Source organism: Pseudomonas sp. IT-P2 (assembly GCF_949767575.1).
GTDB classification, from domain to species: domain Bacteria; phylum Pseudomonadota; class Gammaproteobacteria; order Pseudomonadales; family Pseudomonadaceae; genus Aquipseudomonas; species Aquipseudomonas pharyngis.
In genome coordinates this window covers 35,787-54,346 of record NZ_CATKQA010000045.1, presented here as the reverse complement: position 1 = coordinate 54,346, position 18,560 = coordinate 35,787, and the positions used below count along the sequence as shown (strand labels likewise).

Here is an 18,560-nt window from a genome sequence, read left to right as displayed (position 1 = left end):
ATCTCGAAACAGCGCGAAAAAACGCGACCCTACAGGTTGCCGCCAACCCTGGCAATTACCGGCCTGGGTCAATACTTGCGACAAGCAATCGCAGGTGTCGGGTCATTCCAGCAATCCCTTCAATCCCTCCAGCGGCAACGGCCGACTGTGCAGATAACCCTGATACAAATGGCAGCCCAACCCCTGAAGGAAGGCCAGCTGTTCCGGGGTTTCCACGCCTTCGGCGATCACTTCCAGTTCCAGGCTGCGGGCCATGGCGACGATGGCGCGGATGATTTCGGCGTCGTTGGGGTCGGTGGTGGCGTCGCGGATGAATGACTGATCGATCTTCAGCGTGTCCACCGGCAGTCGTTTCAGGTACGTCAGCGATGAATAGCCGGTGCCGAAATCGTCCATGGCAAAACTCACGCCGAGTTTTTTCAGGCGGCGCATTTTGCTGATGGTGTCTTCCAGGTTCTGGATGACGATGCCTTCGGTGATTTCCAGTTTCAGCAGCGAGCAGGGCAGACCGTGGCTGCTCATGCTGTGTTCGATGCGCTCGACGAAGTCGTTCTGGCGGAACTGCCGGGGGCTGATGTTCACGCACAGGCTGAAGGCCAGAGGGTCGATCAGCTTTTCGGCGATCAATTGTTTGAAGGCTTCGCACGCCTCGTCGAGGATCCAGGTGCCGACTTCCAGAATCAGTCCGCTGTCCTCCAGCACCTTGATGAATTCGGTAGGCGATTGCGCGCCGAGTTCCGGGTGATTCCAGCGTACCAGGGCTTCGGCGCCGATGATGCGGTTGTCCTGGGCGTCGATTTGCGGTTGGTAATGCACGTCGAATTCGCCCCGGGCCAGCGCCAGACGCAGGTCGGTCTCCATGCGCAGCCGTTCGCTGGCCGCTTTCTGCATGGTGTTGTGATACATCTGCGTGGTGTTGCGCCCCGAATCCTTGGCGCGGTACAGCGCAATGTCGGCGCGTTTGAGCAGGTCGGTCGGGGTCGAACCGTGATCGGGAATCAGCGCCACGCCGATGCTCGGCGTCACTTGCAGGCGCTGGCCGTCGAGGAACATCGGCTCCGACAGCAACTCGCGAATGGTGTCGGCCAACTCGCGCACCTGAGCGCTGACTTCGTTGCGCGTGCCCTCCAGGCCACTGAGCAGCACCACGAATTCATCGCCACCGAGCCGCGCCACGGTGTCTTCCATGCGCACGCTGGCTTCAAGCCGTGCGGTGATGATTTTCAGCACCGTGTCGCCGACCGGGTGCCCCAGCGAGTCGTTGATGTGCTTGAAGTGATCCAGGTCGAGAAACAGCAGCGCCCCGCGCAGGTTGTGGCGCTTGAGCAGGGCGATCTGCTGGCTCAGGCGATCCATCAGCAGTGCGCGGTTGGGCAGGTTGGTCAGCGGGTCGTGATACGCCAGATGGCGGATCTGCGCTTCGGCGTTCTTCAGCAGGCTGACGTCCCGGGCCGTGAGCAACAGGCACGCGGTTTCGTTGAGAGTGATCGGTTCGACCGAGACTTCCACTGTCAGGATCTCGCCACGCTTGTTGCGCCCGAGCATTTCCTGATGGTGTACGCGGCCCTTGATCTGTAGCTCGGCGAGCAGTGCCGAACGCTGTTTTTCCTCGGCCCAGATGCCGACCTGATACACGGTTTTGCCCACCACTTCGTCGGCGCGGTAGCCGGTGAGGCGGCAGAAACCGTCGTTGACCTCCAGATAGCGCCCGGTGTCGCGCTCGGTGATGGTGATCGCGTCGGGGCTGGAGTGAAACGCCTTGGCGAACTTCTCTTCGCTGGCCTTGAGCGCCGCTTCCGAGCGCTGTTGCTGGGTGATGTCGCGCAACGTGGTGACGATGCACGGCTGGTTACCGACGCTGATCTGACGGCTGGAAATCACGCAGGTCAGCGACTGGCCGTCCTTGTGCTGGACGATGATCGCAACATTGCTCAGGCCCTGTTCGCGGATCACCCGTTCGATGCGTTGCAGGCTTTTCGCCGAGGCGTCCCACAGGCCGATTTCTTCGGCGGTGTGGCCGATCACATCGCTGGCGCTCCAGCCGAAGGTTTGGGAGAAACTGGAGTTGATCTCGATGAATTCCCCGGTTTCCTGGCGCGTGACGCAGATCGGGTCGGGGCTGACCTGGAACAGCGTGGCGAATTTCTCTTCCGAAGCCACCAACCGTTGTTCGCGCTCGACCTGATCGGTGATGTCCAGCAGGGTGCCGGCCATCCGCAGCGGTACGCCGTTGTCGTCGCGATAGAGGCGGGCGCGGCTTTCCAGATAACGCGAGCTGCCGTCCGGCAGTTGCACGCGGTAAGTCAGTTGATAATTGCCGGCCGGGCCTTCGCGCAGACTGCGATAGGCGTCGCGCATGCTGTCGCGTTCTTCGCCGGGGACGCCCTCGAAAAACTCTTCGAAGGATTCATGGAACGGTTTCGGCTCCAGGCCGTGTAATTGCGCAGCGCGGGCCGAGCCGTAGAGCATGCCGCTGGGAATGTGCCAGTCCCAGGTGCCGAGTTGCGCCGAATCCAGCGCCAGGTCGAGGCGTTCCTGGCTGTCTTTCAGGGCATGTTCGGCGGCTTTTCGTTCGGTAGTGTCGAGAAAGGTGCTGAGCAGGTAAGGCTGGCCTTCGAGTTCGACCTTTTGCGCGCTGAGGATGCCGTCGTGGATCTGGCCGTTGCTGGCGCGGAACTGCACCTCCATGCTGACCAGTTCACCCTTGGCCTTGGTTTTCTTGACCAGCTCCGCCCGTTGCTCGGGATGCACCCACAGGCCCAGTTCCAGGGTGGTGCGCCCGATGGCGCTTTGTACCGGCCAGCCGAACAGACTTTCGAAATACTGGTTGGCCTCGCTGATCAGGCCGTCTTCCTGGCGGGTCAGCAGCACCATGTTCGGGCACAGATGAAACAGTGTCGCAAAACGTTTCTCCGAACTGCTGAGCGCCTGTTCCCGTTGCCGCTGGTGGGTGATTTCGCGGATCACCCCGATCATTCGGGGGCGACCGTGTTTGTCGGGGAGCAGGCTGCCGTTGATTTCCAGCCAGTGCAGGCTGCCGTCGGGCCAGCGAATGCGGTGGTGCATTGCCTGCTCCAGCGGTGCGCCGGCAATCACCGCGTGAAAGGCGCGGATGGTTTTCGCCCGGTCTTCCGGCGGCAGCAGATCGAGGTATTCCAGGTCTTCGGGCAGCGGTTGCCGAGGATCAAAGCCGAACAAGGCCTGAGTGCCGCGTGACCAACTGATCTGCCCGCGCTCGATATCCCAGTACCAGGCGCCGAGCCGGGCACCGTTGAGCGCCGCGAGCAATTGCGGCGCGCTCTCCCAGCTCTGCTCGGATCGCCGTGGATCAATGGCCTGAATACGCGGCATCGGCGGAATACGGTCAACAGATTTCGGCATTGTTAAGGGGCCTTGAGCTGATTTGGGCGTTTGGCACAGGGGCGGCAGCTCTATAGGAGTAGCACAAGTTAGCCGAGAGTCCCTGGCAGATCGATTTGAGCGTCCAGCAGGGCCATAAACGCCCGTGCAGCATTCGACAGCGTCCTTTCAGTGTGCAGGATATAGCCTAGCTGGCGACTGAGCTGTATGCCCGGCAAAGGTATGCGCGCCACCTGTTCATCGAGCATGGTGCGCGGCAAAACGCTCCAGGCCAGGCCGATCGACACCATCATCTTGATGGTTTCCAGGTAGTTGGTGCTCATGGCGATGTTCGGCGTCAGGCCCTGAGCCTCGAACAGCCGTTGGACAATATGGTGGGTAAAGGTGTTGCCGCCGGGGAAAACCGCCGGATGGCCGGCAATGTCCGCCAATGTGACGGCGCCGTTGCTGATCAATGAATGTTCCGGGGCGACCACGAAATCCAGCGGGTCGTCCCAGACGGGCGTGGCCTTGACCAGCGTATGCGGCTCCGGCGCGAGGGTGATGACCGCCAGTTCCGCCCGGCCGTGGAGAATTTCCTCGTAGGCCACTTCCGAATCGAGAAACTGAATATCCAGCGCCACCTGTGGGTAGCGGCGGGTGTATTCCCTCAATAAGGGCGGCAGACGGTGCAGACCGATGTGGTGACTGGTGGCCAGGGTCAGGCGGCCGGTGACTTCGCCGGTCAGGTTGGTCAGGGCGCGGCGCGTGTCGTCGAGCACGTTGAGAATCTGGTAAGCCCGTGGCAGCAGGGCCCGACCAGCCTCGGTCAGGCCCACTTCACGACCGAGCCGGTCGAACAGCCGCACATTCAATTGCTGCTCCAGGCCGGCGATGCGTTTGCTGATCGCCGGTTGCGTCAGGTGCAGCCGTTCGCCGGCACCGGAGAAGCTTCCGGTCTCGGCAATCGCGATAAAAGCATTGAGGTTGGCCAGGTCCATGTTCGTATTCCAGTTGGTTATCCAAAGCATAAAAAATATGAATTTGAGTTATTTAATCTAACCCCATAGGATCGGCCTCACAAGCCAAAGGGTTATTGATAAGCCCAGGGCATAGAAACAAGCTGATGAGGAACCGTCTGATGGCCGGCAAAACGCTCTACGACAAGCTCTGGGATTCGCATTTGGTCAAGCAGCGCGACGATGGCTCGGCGCTGATCTATATCGATCGTCACATCATCCACGAAGTGACCTCGCCGCAAGCCTTTGAAGGCCTGCGTCTGGCCGGACGCAAGCCGTGGCGCATCGATGCCAACATCGCCACCCCGGACCACAACGTACCGACCACCCCGGAGCGCAAGGGCGGCATCGAAGCCATTGCCGACCAGGTCTCGCGTTTGCAGGTTCAGACCCTCGACGACAACTGCGATGAGTACGGCATCGTCGAATTCAAGATGAACGATGTGCGCCAGGGCATCGTTCATGTGATCAGCCCGGAGCAGGGCGCGACCTTGCCGGGCATGACCGTGGTCTGCGGCGACTCGCATACCTCGACCCACGGCGCGTTCGGCGCCCTGGCTCACGGTATCGGTACTTCCGAGGTCGAGCACGTGCTCGCCACCCAGTGCCTGGTCGCCAAGAAAATGAAGAACATGCTGGTGCGCGTCGAAGGCCAATTGCCGTTCGGCGTGACCGCCAAGGACATCGTCCTCGCGGTGATCGGCAAGATCGGCACCGCCGGCGGTAACGGCCATGCCATCGAATTCGCTGGCAGCGCGATTCGCGACCTGTCCATCGAAGGCCGCATGACCATCTGCAACATGTCCATCGAAGCCGGCGCCCGCGTGGGTCTGGTGGCGGCGGATCAGAAGACCGTGGATTACGTCAAGGGTCGTCCGTTCGCACCGAAAGGCGCCGAGTGGGATCTGGCTGTCGAGTCCTGGAAAGACCTGGTGTCCGACGCCGACGCGCATTTCGACACCGTGGTCGAGCTCGACGCCACGCAGATCAAGCCGCAAGTCAGCTGGGGCACATCGCCGGAAATGGTGCTGGCCGTTGATCAGAACGTGCCGGACCCGGCTAAAGAGATGGATCTGGTCAAACGCGACTCGATCGTCCGTGCCTTGAAATACATGGGTTTGACCGCCAATCAGGCAATCACCGACATCCAGCTCGACCGCGTATTCATCGGCTCCTGCACCAACTCGCGGATCGAAGACTTGCGCGCTGCGGCGGTGATCGCCAAGGGCCGCAAGGTTGCGTCGACCATCAAGCAGGCCATCGTGGTGCCGGGCTCGGGTCTGGTGAAGGCCCAGGCCGAGGCCGAAGGTCTGGACAAGATCTTCCTCGAAGCCGGTTTCGAATGGCGCGAGCCGGGTTGCTCGATGTGTCTGGCGATGAACCCGGACCGTTTGGAGTCCGGCGAACATTGCGCCTCGACCTCCAACCGTAACTTCGAAGGCCGTCAGGGCGCCGGTGGCCGTACCCACCTCGTCAGCCCGGCCATGGCCGCTGCGGCGGCGGTGAACGGTCGTTTCATCGACGTTCGTGAATTGATCTAAAGGAGCGCAGCATGAAAGCTTTTACCCAGCACACTGGTCTCGTCGCGCCTCTGGATCGTGCCAACGTCGACACCGACCAGATCATTCCGAAGCAGTTTCTGAAGTCGATCAAGCGCACCGGTTTCGGCCCGAACCTGTTCGACGAGTGGCGTTACCTCGATGTGGGTCAGCCGTATCAGGACAACTCCAAGCGTCCGCTGAACAAGGAGTTCGTGCTCAACGCCGAGCGTTATCAAGGCGCCAGCGTGTTGCTGGCCCGCGAGAACTTCGGCTGCGGCTCCAGCCGTGAACACGCGCCGTGGGCGCTGGAAGAATACGGTTTCCGCAGCATCATCGCGCCGAGCTATGCCGACATCTTCTTCAACAACAGCTTCAAGAACGGCTTGCTGCCGATCATCTTGAGCGATGCCGAAGTCGACGAGCTGTTCAAGCAGGTCGAAGCCGCGCCGGGCTATCAGTTGCAGATCGATCTGCACGAGCAGACCGTCACCAGCCCGAACGGCAAGGTCTACCGCTTCGAGATCGACGCTTTCCGCAAACACTGCCTGCTCAACGGCCTGGACGACATCGGCTTGACCTTGCAGGACGGCGATGCGATTGCCGCGTTCGAAGCCAAACATCGCGCTAGCCAGCCGTGGTTGTTCCGCGACGCGTGAATCTGAAAGGTTGAAACCCAGAAAAGGACGTACCCATGACCAGCACCGCCCAGCACAGTCAGGTTGTACAGAAGCAATTCGGTGAACAGGCCGCCGCCTACCTGAGCAGCGCCGTTCACGCTCAAGGCACTGAATTTGCGCTGCTGCAGGCTGAGTTGGCGGGGCAGGGCGAGGCGCGGGTGCTGGACCTGGGTTGCGGCGCCGGGCACGTGAGTTTTCACGTTGCCCCGTTGGTGAAAGAAGTGGTGGCCTACGACCTGTCGCAGCAGATGCTCGACGTGGTGGCCGCCGCTGCTGTTGATCGCGGTTTGAGCAATGTGTCCACGGTCAACGGCGCCGCCGAGCGTCTGCCGTTTGCCGATGGCGAATTCGACTTCGTGTTCAGCCGCTATTCGGCGCACCATTGGAGCGATCTCGGTGTGGCCTTGCGCGAAGTGCGTCGGGTGCTGAAGCCGGGTGGCGTGGCGGCGTTCATCGATGTGCTGTCGCCGGGCAGTCCGCTGTTCGACACCTATTTGCAGAGCGTCGAAGTGCTGCGCGATACCAGCCATGTACGCGATTATTCGGCCGGTGAGTGGTTGCGCCAGGTCAGCGAGGCCGGTCTGCACACCCGCAGCACCACGCGTCAGCGCCTGCGTCTGGAGTACAACAGCTGGGTCGAGCGCATGCGCACACCCGAAGTGATGCGTGCCGCGATCCGCCAGTTGCAGCAGTCGATGGGCAACGAAGTGCGCGAATATTTTGAGATTGAGGCCGATGGTTCGTTCAGTACAGACGTACTGGTGCTCTGGGCTGAAAAGTAATCCTGAAACGATAAGTATTTTTCCGGGCGCGCCCGTCGATGGCGCACCGACTGAAGACACGAGGAAAGCATGAGCAAGCAGATTCTGATTCTCCCAGGCGACGGTATTGGTCCGGAAATCATGGCCGAAGCGGTCAAGGTGCTGGAGCTGGCCAACGACAAGTACAGCCTGGGCTTCGAGCTGAGCCATGACGTGATCGGTGGCGCCGCCATCGACAAGCACGGCGTGCCGCTGGCCGACGAAACCCTCGATCGCGCCCGTGCCGCCGACGCCGTGCTGCTGGGTGCCGTCGGCGGCCCGAAATGGGACACCATCGAGCGTGACATCCGCCCTGAGCGCGGTCTGCTGAAAATCCGTGCGCAACTGGGCCTGTTCGGCAACCTGCGTCCGGCGATCCTGTACCCGCAACTGGCCGAGGCTTCGAGCTTGAAGCCGGAAATTGTTGCCGGCCTGGATATCCTGATCGTCCGTGAGCTGACCGGCGGCATCTACTTCGGCGCACCGCGCGGCACCCGCACCCTGGAAAACGGCGAGCGCCAGTCCTACGACACCCTGCCGTACAGCGAAAGCGAAATCCGCCGTATCGCCCGTGTCGGTTTCGACATGGCCCGCGTGCGTGGCAAGAAGCTGTGCTCGGTGGACAAGGCCAACGTGCTGGCGTCCAGCCAACTGTGGCGTGAAGTGGTCGAGCAGGTGGCCAAGGATTACCCGGACGTTGAACTGAGCCACATGTACGTCGACAACGCCGCCATGCAGCTGGTGCGTGCGCCGAAGCAGTTCGACGTGATCGTCACCGACAACATGTTCGGCGACATCCTGTCCGACGAAGCGTCGATGCTCACCGGCTCCATCGGCATGCTGCCGTCGGCCTCGCTGGATGCCAACAACAAGGGCATGTACGAGCCTTGCCACGGCTCGGCACCGGACATCGCCGGCAAAGGCATTGCCAACCCGCTGGCGACCATCCTGTCGGTGTCGATGATGCTGCGTTACAGCTTCAATCTGCACGAAGCGGCCGATGCCATCGAAAAAGCGGTCAGCGTGGTGCTGGATCAGGGTCTGCGCACCGGCGACATCTTTTCGACCGGTTGCACTAAAGTCGGTACGCAGGAAATGGGTGACGCAGTAGTCGCCGCGCTGCGGAATCTGTAATCTCTCGGGCCCGCTGCGAAATTCAATACAAAGCAGCGGCCCACTTTTCAAGAAGGTGTAGTTGCGATGAAACGTGTAGGTCTGATCGGTTGGCGCGGCATGGTCGGTTCCGTGCTCATGCAGCGGATGCTGGAAGAGCAGGATTTCGATCTTATCGAGCCGGTGTTTTTCACCACTTCCAATGTCGATGGCCAAGGCCCGTCCGTGGGCAAGGACATTGCTCCGCTCAAGGACGCTTACAGCATTGAAGAGCTGAAAACCCTTGACGTGATCCTGACCTGCCAGGGCGGCGACTACACCAGCGAAGTATTCCCGAAGCTGCGCGAAGCCGGCTGGCAGGGTTACTGGATCGACGCGGCCTCGAGCCTGCGGATGAACGACGACGCCGTAATCATCCTTGATCCGGTCAACCGCAAGGTCATCGACCAGCAGCTCGATGCGGGCACCAAGAACTACATCGGCGGCAACTGCACCGTCAGCCTGATGCTGATGGGCCTGGGTGGTCTGTTCGAGGCCGGTCTGGTCGAGTGGATGAGCGCCATGACCTATCAGGCGGCCTCCGGTGCCGGCGCGCAGAACATGCGTGAACTGATCAAGCAGATGGGCGCGACCCACGCCGCTGTCGCCGATCAACTGGCCGATCCTGCCAGCGCGATCCTCGACATCGACCGTCGTGTGGCCGAAGCCATGCGCAGCGACGCGTACCCGACCGAAAACTTCGGCGTACCGCTGGCCGGCAGCCTGATCCCGTGGATCGACAAGGAACTGCCGAACGGCCAGAGCCGCGAAGAGTGGAAGGCCCAGGCCGAGACCAACAAGATCCTCGGTCGCTTCAAGAGCCCGATCCCGGTCGACGGCATCTGCGTGCGCATCGGCGCCATGCGTTGCCACAGCCAGGCGCTGACCATCAAGCTGAACAAGGACGTGCCGATCGCCGACATCGAAGGGCTGATCAGCCAGCACAACCCTTGGGTCAAACTGGTGCCGAACAACCGCGATATCAGCATGCAGGAGCTGAGCCCGACGAAAGTCACCGGCACCCTGAACGTACCGGTTGGTCGTCTGCGCAAGCTGAACATGGGTTCGCAGTTCGTCGGTGCTTTCACCGTCGGCGACCAACTGCTGTGGGGCGCGGCCGAACCGCTGCGTCGCATGCTGCGGATCCTGCTTGAGCGTTGATCGCTTGATGCAATGAGAGAACCCGCGCCTCGCAAGAGGCGCGGGTTTTTTTGTACCTGTTGATCGTTCCCATGCTCTGCGTGGGAATGCAGCCATGGACGCTCCGCGTCCGCTCTTCGCGGCGGGCGCGAATTGCCTGCGTGCGACTCACCCGGTAAAGTGCCGCTCCCCCGTTTCGCCAGAGGTAGCACATGACCCAGACCCTTGATATTGCCGTGATCGGTGCCACCGGTACTGTCGGCGAAACCCTTGTGCAGATCCTCGAAGAACGCGACTTCCCGGTCGGCACGCTGCACCTGTTGGCCAGCAGCGAATCCGCCGGCAGCTCGGTGCTGTTTCGCAACAAGAACGTGCGCGTGCGTGAAGTCGACGAGTTCGATTTCAGCAAGGTCAAACTGGCGTTCTTCGCCGCCGGCCCGGCCATCACCCTGAGTTACGCCGCCCGCGCTCACGCGGCGGGTTGCTCGCTGGTTGATCTGTCCGGCGCCTTGCCGGCGGATCAGGCGCCGCAAGTGGTGCCGGAAGCCAATGCCGATGTGCTGGCCGGTTTGAAAGTGCCGTTCCAGGTCAGCAGTCCAAGCCCGTCGGCCACTACTTTGGCCGTGGTGTTGGCGCCGCTGCTCGATCTGATCGAACTGCAATACGTGCATGTCACCGCCAATCTGGCGGTTTCCGCCCAGGGCCGCGAAGCCGTGACCGAGCTGGCGCGCCAGACCGCCGAGCTGCTGAACATGCGTCCGCTGGAGCCGACATTCTTCGACCGGCAGATGGCTTTCAACCTGCTGGCCCAGGTCGGCACACCGGATGCGCAAGGTCATACGCTGCTGGAAAAACGCCTGGTGCGCGAGCTGCGTCAGGTGTTGGCCAAGCCTTTATTAAAGATTTCCGCAACTTGCGTTCAAGCCCCGGTGTTTTTTGGCGATAGCTTTAGCGTGACCTTGCAGTCAGCGAGCGCGGTCGACCTGGAAAAGGTCAATGCTGCGCTGGAAGATGCCGAGGGCATCGAGCTGGTCGAGGCCGGTGATTATCCGACCGCCGTCGGTGACGCGGTGGGGCAGGACGTGGTCTACGTCGGGCGGGTGCGTGCCGGTGTCGACGAACCGTCGGAACTTAATCTGTGGCTGACGTCAGATAACGTACGCAAAGGTGCGGCCCTCAACGCCGTGCAGGTCGCCGAGTTGTTGATAAAAGACCTGCTGTAAAAGATACTTGGCAACAATTTGTCGACTGATTCTAGCCGGGCGCTATGCTTGGCCGGAGCAGTTGGCAACGTGTCACCCTCCGGGACTTTCCGGGGCATCAAAGAAATGATCGCGCGCGGCATGCTGTCGTCGTCGCGCGCAATGCCTTACGGCAGCGACTATCAACATCTTCTCGCTGGCCGAGGAACGTTCAAACAAAGGAAGAGGCTATGGTTCAAGTTCGCAAACTGGTGTTAGCAATAGCGGCCGCCTCGGCGCTGTCCTCCGGTATGGCGCATGCCCTCGGGCTCGGGGAGCTGACCCTGAAGTCGACCCTGAACCAGCCGCTGGTAGCGGAAATCGAGCTGCTCGATGTCAAGGATCTGACCGCTGCCGAAGTGGTGCCGAGCCTGGCCTCGCCGGAAGATTTCGCCAAGGCCGGCGTCGATCGCCAGGCCTTCCTCAATGATCTGACGTTCACCCCGGTGCTCAACGCCAGCGGCAAAAGTGTGCTGCGCGTTACCTCGAGCAAACCGCTGTCGGAACCGATGGTGAAATTCCTCGTGCAGGTAATGTGGCCGAACGGCCGCCTGCTGCGTGACTACAGCGTGCTGCTGGATCCGTCGAAGTTTTCGCCGCAGACCGCCGATGCCGCCGCTCAACCCGCGCCAGCGCAAACCATCACCGCACCGACCACCGGCGCCACCCATTCGACCCACACCACAACGCCGCGCGACACCCTGTGGGAAATCGCCGCGAAGGCGCGCACCGGCGGTTCGGTGCAGCAGACCATGCTGGCGATCCAGGCCTTGAACCCGGACGCGTTCATCGGCGGCAACATCAACCGCCTGAAAACCGGTCAGGTGCTGCGTCTGCCCGATCAGGTGCAAAGCACCGCACTGCCGCAGTCCAAAGCGATTGCCGAAGTGGCCGCGCAGAACGAAGCCTGGCGTCAGGGCCGTCGTTATGTGGCCAAGCCGGGCACCGGTCAGCAGCAACTCGATGCGACCAATCGTGGCCGTGCCAATACCGGCGCTGCGCAGAACGCCAAGGACAACCTGAGCCTGGTGTCCGCCGAAAGCGCCAAGGCGCGTGGTAAGGGCCCCGCCGGCGATGCCAAGGCCCTGAGCAACAAACTGGCGGTCACTCAGGAAAGTCTCGACACCACCCGTCGTGACAACGAAGAACTGAAAAGCCGCATGGCCGATCTGCAAAGCCAGCTGGACAAGCTGCAACGCCTGATCGAACTGAAAAACAATCAACTGGCGAAGATGCAGGCCGAAGGTTCGGGTGCTGCTCCCGCGACCGCCGCCACTGCGCCAGTGGTGCCGGCGATCACCGCGGAACTGGCGGCCACGCCGCCGGCCACTCCGGCAGAGGCTGCCCCGGCCACACCTGCGCCTGAGGCTGCTGCTCCGGCCCCAGTCGAGCCGGTTGTCGAGCCTGTGGTTGAAACCACGCCCGCCGCCGATGACGAGAAAACCTTCAACGAACTGCTGACCAATCCGATCCTGCTGGGTCTGGTCGGTGGCGGTGCGGTGGTTCTGCTGCTCCTGCTGTTGCTGCTGGCCCGCCGCCGCAAGGCGCAGCAGGAAGCCGAAAAACACCTGCGCATGGCCCGTGCGCTGGAGGAGCAATCGTTCTCCCAGGATCTCGATCTGCCGGAAAGCAGCTTCGAAGGTCTGGAAGTGCCAGCCGCCAGCGTCAAGCTGAACCCAGCCCCAGCCCCAGCCCCAGCCGCTGCTGCTGTAGTGGCGCCAGTCGTGATGGCCGAGCCGATCGCCGCGCCGTTGGTGGCGCCGGCCGCCGAGCGTTCCGACGACGTGCTGGACAAGGCGCAGTCGCACATCGACGGCGGTCGCCTGAATCAAGCGGCCGCGCTGCTGGAGGAGGGCGTGAGCCTGGAGCCGCAGCGCAGCGATCTGCGTCTGAAACTGATGGAAGTCTACGGCCGTCAGGGCGACCGTGACGCGTTCGTCGGCCAGGAGCGTCAACTGGTCGCCAATGGCGACAACTTCGCCAAGGTCGAAGAGCTGAAAAGCCGCTTCCCGGCCATGGCGGTCGTCGCGGCCAGCGGTCTGGCGGCTGCGGCCATGGCTGCCGAGCTGGACGCGGAATACGTCAAGGAGCTGCTGCTCGACGAGCCTGAAGCGCCTGCCGCGGCAGATGACGAACTCGACAGTGCTTTCGACCTGAGCCTCGACGATCTGGATAACATCACGCCAGTAGAGCCTGTGGCGACTGTCGAGCCGGAAGCGCCGGTCGAGCTGGATGCGTTCCCGACTGACGACGATCTGAGCTTCGAGTCGGTGCTGCAACAGCAGACCGATATCAAGGAAAACCTCGACGACCTGTCGGATTTCGACCTGGATATGGATCTCGGTGCCGATCCTGCGCCTGCGCCGGTCGAGCTGGCAGATGATGATTTCCTGCTGGATCTTGACGAGGGCGTGAAGGATCTGCCGCTGGTCGAAACCCCGGCCGTGGCCGACGTGCCGCAGGATGATCTGGAGCTGCCAGCCGATTTCGACCTGTCCCTGGCTGACGAAATGGACGCGACGTCAGCCGAGCCGGATGCGTTCGCCGCCGAACTGGACGACGTCAACGCCGAGCTGGATCGCCTGTCGAGCAGCATCAACGAGCCAAGCTTCACCGAGGCTGACGCAGCGTTGGGCAATGATCTGGGCGAGGATGACTTCGACTTCCTGTCCGGTACTGACGAAGCTGCGACCAAGCTCGATCTGGCTCAGGCCTACATCGACATGGGCGACAACGACGGCGCGCGCGACATCCTCAATGAGGTCATCAGTGAGGGGAACGACAAGCAGAAGAGCGAAGCGAGCGAAATGCTGTCGCATCTGGCCTGAGTCGGCATTCAGCGGTAAACAAAACGGCAGCCCATGAGGCTGCCGTTTTTGTTTGGGTCTGGTTTCCCCGTCCCACCGCCTTATAATGCCCGCCTTCGTAGATCAGCAGGCTGTACCGACTTGGCAAACATAGATAACCCGGCCGCCGAAATGGCACCCGAAGGCTTTTTCCGCGTCGCGCTGGGCGTTGAATACAAGGGCTCGCGCTACAGCGGCTGGCAGCGCCAGTCCACCGGTGTACTCACCGTGCAGGAAACCCTGGAAAAAGCCCTGTCGAAGGTCGCCGACTCGCCGATCTCACTGCAATGTGCCGGGCGCACCGACGCCGGTGTGCATGCCTGCGGGCAGGTGGTGCATTTCGACACCCAGGTCGACCGTTCGCTGAAAGCCTGGGTCATGGGCGCCAACATCAATCTGCCCCACGACATCAGCGTCAGTTGGGCGAAGGTCATGCCGGCGCATTTCCATGCGCGATTCAAGGCGATTGCCCGGCGCTATCGCTACGTGATCTACAACGATCAGATCCGCCCGGCGCATCTCAATGAAGAAATCACCTGGAATCACCGTCCGCTGGACGTCGAGCGCATGGCCGAGGCCGCGCAGTACCTGATCGGTACTCATGATTTCAGTGCCTTCCGTGCCGGCCAGTGCCAGGCCAAGTCGCCGATCAAGAAGATGCATCACCTGCGCGTGACCCGTCACGGCAAAATGATCGTTCTGGACATCCGCGCCAACGCGTTTCTGCATCACATGGTGCGCAACATCGCCGGCGTGCTGATGACCATCGGTGCCGGCGAGCGGCCAGTAGAGTGGATGAAAGAAGTGCTGGAGAGCCGCGAGCGGCGTTCCGGCGGAGTTACGGCGCATCCGTTCGGCCTGTATCTGGTGCAGGTCGAGTACCACGACGAGTTCCCGTTGCCGGAGCGTTTCATCGGGCCACATTTCCTTACGGGTTTCGCGGAACTTGACGGCTGACGCCCTCGAACGCATTTGTTACCATCCGGGACTTTCTCGGATTTGCCTTGGGGTTTTTATCGACATGTCAGCCGTTCGCAGCAAGATTTGCGGGATTACCCGCATAGAAGATGCGTTGGCAGCCGTGGAGGCCGGGGCCGATGCCATCGGTTTTGTGTTCTACGCTAAAAGTCCCCGGGCCGTGACCGTGCAGCAGGCGCGGGCGATCATCGCCGCATTGCCGCCGTTCGTGACCACGGTCGGGCTGTTCGTCAATGCCAGCCGTTGCGAGCTCGGGGAAATCCTCGATGCCGTGCCGCTGGATCTGCTGCAGTTCCACGGCGACGAAACCGCCGCCGAGTGTGAAGGCTGGCACCGGCCGTACATCAAGGCCTTGCGGGTCAAGGCGGGCGATGACATTGCCGCTGCCTGCGATGCCTACCCGAGCGCCAGCGGCGTGTTGCTCGACACTTATGTCGAAGGCGTGCCCGGTGGAACCGGCGAGGCGTTCGACTGGTCACTGATTCCGCAGGGTTTGAGCAAGCCGTTGATTCTGGCCGGCGGCCTGACGCCGGAGAACGTCGCCGATGCGGTCGCCCGGGTGCGGCCGTATGCCGTGGATGTCAGCGGCGGGGTAGAGGCGAGCAAGGGCATCAAGGATCACGCAAAGATTCGTGCATTCATCAACGCCGTACGCTGATGTGACGGCTGGCAGACTGCCGCCGTCCACAGCTCTGTAGAAAAGAGGCTGAGGGTCTTTTCGGGGTGTACGCAGGTCAGTTCCGCTGACCCGGCAGTCCGGCCGATCATCGCCACACATGAATTTAGCTGAAGGGCATACGCGGGGCCGCGAACCAGAGCGTTCGGGCCGCCGGTACTGGAGAAAGAAAGCATGAGCAACTGGTTGGTAGACAAGCTGATCCCTTCGATCATGCGTTCCGAGGTCAAGAAGAGCTCGGTCCCTGAAGGTCTGTGGCACAAATGCCCGTCCTGCGAGGCTGTGCTGTATCGTCCGGAGCTGGAAAAGACCCTGGACGTTTGCCCCAAGTGCAACCACCACATGCGCATCGGCGCACGTGCGCGCATCGACATCTTCCTGGACGCCGAAGGCCGTACTGAACTGGGCGCCGACCTGGAGCCGGTTGACCGTCTGAAATTCCGTGACGGCAAGAAGTACAAGGATCGTCTGGTCGCTGCCCAGAAGCAGACCGGCGAGAAAGACGCACTGGTTTCCATGAGCGGCACCCTGCTGGGCATGCCGGTCGTGGTTTCGGCGTTCGAATTCAGCTTCATGGGCGGTTCCATGGGCGCCATCGTCGGTGAGCGCTTCGTGCGCGCCGCCAACTACGCGCTGGAAAACCGTTGCCCGATGGTTTGTTTCTCCGCTTCCGGTGGCGCGCGCATGCAGGAGGCCCTGATCTCTCTGATGCAGATGGCCAAGACCTCGGCCGTGCTGGCGCGCCTGCGCGAAGAAGGCATTCCGTTCATCTCCGTACTGACCGACCCGGTTTACGGCGGCGTTTCCGCCAGTCTGGCGATGCTGGGCGACGTGATCGTCGGCGAGCCGAAAGCCCTGATCGGCTTCGCCGGCCCGCGCGTGATCGAGCAGACCGTGCGCGAAAAGCTGCCGGAAGGCTTCCAGCGCAGCGAGTTCCTCCTGGAGCACGGTGCGATCGACATGATCATCGACCGTCGCGAACTGCGTCCGCGTCTGGGTAACCTGCTGGCGCAACTGACCGGCAAACCGACGCCTAAATTCGTTGCTGCGCCGATCGAGCCGATCGTCGTTCCGCCGGTGCCTGCCAACGTATGACCGAGCGCACCCTTGGCGAGTGGCTCGCCTACCTTGAACAGTTGCATTCATCGGCCATCGACATGGGGCTGGAGCGTTCGCAACAGGTAGCGTCCCGCATGGGACTGGGCCAGCCGGCGCCACGGGTGATCACGGTTACCGGCACCAACGGCAAGGGTTCGACCTGCGCTTTCGTGGCTTCTTTGCTGCGGGCGCAGGGCCTGAACGTCGGTGTCTACAATTCTCCGCACCTGCTGCGTTACAACGAGCGGGTGCAGCTCAATGGCGTCGAAGCCACTGACGCGCAGTTGTGCGAAGCCTTCGCGGCGGTAGAAGCGGGGCGTGGCGACACTTCCCTGACTTACTTCGAAATGGGCACCCTGGCGGCGTTCTGGCTGTTTCAACAGGCCGGGCTCGATGCGGTGGTGCTGGAAGTCGGGCTGGGCGGGCGTCTGGACACTGTCAACGTGGTCGATGCCGATATCGCGCTGGTCACCAGCATTGGTGTCGATCATGCCGATTACCTGGGCAATACCCGCGAATCCGTGGCCTTCGAGAAGGCCGGGATTTTCCGTCAGGGCAAACCTGCACTGTGCGGCGATCTGAATCCTCCACAACCCCTGCTGGACAAGGCGCGCGAGCTTGCTTGCCCGTTCTTCCTGCGCGGGCGTGATTTCGATCTGGGTATCACGGATCAATTCTGGCAGTGGCGCGGTACCGATGCTGACGGTCAGGTCGTCGAACTGCGTGATTTGCCGCTGCTTGATCTGCCGATGGAAAACGCCGCGTTGGCGTTGCAGGCTTATCTGCTGCTCGGTTTGCCATGGGATGCCGAACAGATTGTTGCGGCGTTGCGGGCGACTCGTGTGGTCGGTCGTCTCGATCGTCGCTCGTTCGAATGGAACGGCAAACGTCTGAACCTGTTGCTGGACGTTGGACACAACCCGCATGCGGCGGAGTATCTGGCGCGGCGTCTGGCGGCTCGTCCGCCGGTCGGCAAGCGTCTGGCGGTGTTCGGCCTGCTGGCGGACAAGGATCTGGACGGCGTCATCGGTGAATTGAATGCCAGCGTCCAGCACTGGGCGGTGGCGCCGCTGGATTCGCCACGTGCGCGTCCGGTGGATGAATTGAATCAGGCATTGCAGAACCTTGGCGCCTCGGTCACGTCTTATGACAGTGTGGCGGCTGCGCTGGAAGGGCAGTGTGCAGTGGCCACCAGCGACGACGAGATCTTGCTGTTCGGATCATTTTATTGTGTCGCCGAGGCCCTCGAATGGCTGTCTCGGCGCTCCACGGAGGAAGCGGCAAATGGCTTTGCTGGATAAAGCGTACAAGCAGCGCATGGTCGGTGCCCTGGTGCTGGTGGCGCTGGCGGTGATTTTCCTGCCGATGCTATTTTCCCGTCAGGATGAACAGCGTCAGGTGACTGTCGAAGCGCCGGCTGCGCCGCAAGCGCCCGCCGTGGCGCAGATCCAGATGGAAACCGTGGCCGTACCTGAGCCGCAGGTTCTCCCGCAAGAGCCAGTGCCAAGCGATGACGAAGTCGCCGAGCAGGCTGTGCCAACGGCACCTATTGCTTCCGCCGCGCCAGCCCCGGCTCCGGCGCCGGTAGCCAAACCGGTTGCGCCGGCTCCCGCTCCCGCTCCCGCTCCTGTGGTCAAGCCAACCACAGCCCCAGCCCAGCCGATCGCTGCGCTGTCTGCCAAGCCGGACACCACTCAAAGCCGCGTCGATGCCAATGGTCTGTCGGTGAGCTGGTCGGTGCAACTGGCCAGTCTATCGAGCCGCGCCAGCGCTGAAAGCCTGCAGAAAACCCTGCGCAGTCAGGGCTACAACGCTTACATCCGTTCTGCCGATGGCAAGAACCGGGTGTTCGTCGGTCCGTTGATCGAGCGCGCCGAAGCCGATCGTCTGCGCGATCTGTTGAGCCGCCAGCAGAACCTCAAGGGGTTTGTGGTGCGCTTCCAGCCTGAACGCGGCTGATATCTATCACTTCGATAGAAATGCACTGAAAATCGCAGCTTACCGACAGCCATGCGCTCTGCTAAAATGCGCCGCCTTATCCGTCTGTAGGCTG

At 62.0% G+C, this 18,560-nt stretch carries 14 protein-coding genes; 12 read left to right on the top strand and 2 right to left on the bottom strand.

What is annotated here, in order from left to right:
* Positions 1–102: 102 nt before the first annotated feature.
* Positions 103–3,381 carry a bifunctional diguanylate cyclase/phosphodiesterase gene (locus ACM6JM_RS22060; RefSeq protein WP_039770156.1) on the bottom strand — a complete coding sequence of 1,093 codons (3,279 nt, stop codon included), beginning with the start codon at positions 3,379–3,381 and terminating at the stop codon, positions 103–105.
* A gap of 68 nt (positions 3,382–3,449) precedes the next feature.
* Positions 3,450–4,340: a LysR family transcriptional regulator gene (locus ACM6JM_RS22055; RefSeq protein WP_007956444.1), complete on the bottom strand. Its 891-nt coding sequence runs from the start codon at positions 4,338–4,340 to the stop codon at positions 3,450–3,452.
* Between the two features lie 140 nt (positions 4,341–4,480).
* Between ACM6JM_RS22055 and leuC the strand changes: the two genes are divergently transcribed.
* The 12 genes from leuC to ACM6JM_RS21995 all read left to right on the top strand — a co-directional run bounded on the left by leuC (position 4,481) and on the right by ACM6JM_RS21995 (position 18,466).
* Positions 4,481–5,899: a 3-isopropylmalate dehydratase large subunit gene (gene leuC / locus ACM6JM_RS22050; RefSeq protein ID WP_011333350.1), complete on the top strand. Its 1,419-nt coding sequence runs from the start codon at positions 4,481–4,483 to the stop codon at positions 5,897–5,899.
* Between the two features lie 11 nt (positions 5,900–5,910).
* A complete protein-coding gene (leuD, locus tag ACM6JM_RS22045) occupies positions 5,911–6,555 on the top strand; it encodes a 3-isopropylmalate dehydratase small subunit (RefSeq protein WP_007956446.1) in 645 nt (214 codons plus the stop codon).
* A gap of 35 nt (positions 6,556–6,590) precedes the next feature.
* On the top strand, positions 6,591–7,358 hold the full coding sequence (locus ACM6JM_RS22040; RefSeq protein ID WP_115077206.1) for a class I SAM-dependent methyltransferase: 768 nt from the start codon (positions 6,591–6,593) through the stop codon (positions 7,356–7,358).
* A gap of 69 nt (positions 7,359–7,427) precedes the next feature.
* A complete protein-coding gene (gene leuB, locus ACM6JM_RS22035; protein WP_039770158.1) occupies positions 7,428–8,510 on the top strand; it encodes a 3-isopropylmalate dehydrogenase in 1,083 nt (360 codons plus the stop codon).
* 66 nt (positions 8,511–8,576) lie between these two features.
* The gene (asd, locus tag ACM6JM_RS22030) at positions 8,577–9,689 is read left to right on the top strand and encodes an aspartate-semialdehyde dehydrogenase (RefSeq protein ID WP_414882484.1); all 1,113 of its coding nucleotides are present in this window, start codon (positions 8,577–8,579) and stop codon (positions 9,687–9,689) included.
* Between the two features lie 191 nt (positions 9,690–9,880).
* Entirely contained in the window at positions 9,881–10,891 is a 1,011-nt protein-coding gene (locus ACM6JM_RS22025; protein WP_074687688.1) for an aspartate-semialdehyde dehydrogenase, read from the top strand.
* A 209-nt stretch (positions 10,892–11,100) separates the two neighbouring features.
* Positions 11,101–13,737, top strand: coding sequence for a FimV/HubP family polar landmark protein (locus tag ACM6JM_RS22020; RefSeq protein ID WP_414882483.1), 2,637 nt, complete (start codon positions 11,101–11,103; stop codon positions 13,735–13,737).
* 150 nt (positions 13,738–13,887) lie between these two features.
* Complete coding sequence (truA, locus tag ACM6JM_RS22015) at positions 13,888–14,712, top strand: tRNA pseudouridine(38-40) synthase TruA (RefSeq protein WP_039771597.1); 825 nt, start codon at positions 13,888–13,890, stop codon at positions 14,710–14,712.
* A gap of 64 nt (positions 14,713–14,776) precedes the next feature.
* On the top strand, positions 14,777–15,391 hold the full coding sequence (locus ACM6JM_RS22010) for a phosphoribosylanthranilate isomerase (RefSeq protein ID WP_039771595.1): 615 nt from the start codon (positions 14,777–14,779) through the stop codon (positions 15,389–15,391).
* A gap of 192 nt (positions 15,392–15,583) precedes the next feature.
* A complete protein-coding gene (gene accD / locus ACM6JM_RS22005; RefSeq protein WP_039771593.1) occupies positions 15,584–16,504 on the top strand; it encodes an acetyl-CoA carboxylase, carboxyltransferase subunit beta in 921 nt (306 codons plus the stop codon).
* The gene (gene folC / locus ACM6JM_RS22000) at positions 16,501–17,808 is read left to right on the top strand and encodes a bifunctional tetrahydrofolate synthase/dihydrofolate synthase (protein WP_085667871.1); all 1,308 of its coding nucleotides are present in this window, start codon (positions 16,501–16,503) and stop codon (positions 17,806–17,808) included. The genes accD and folC overlap by 4 nt, the downstream gene beginning before the upstream one ends.
* Complete coding sequence (locus ACM6JM_RS21995; RefSeq protein WP_074687691.1) at positions 17,792–18,466, top strand: SPOR domain-containing protein; 675 nt, start codon at positions 17,792–17,794, stop codon at positions 18,464–18,466. The genes folC and ACM6JM_RS21995 overlap by 17 nt, the downstream gene beginning before the upstream one ends.
* Positions 18,467–18,560: the final 94 nt, after the last annotated feature.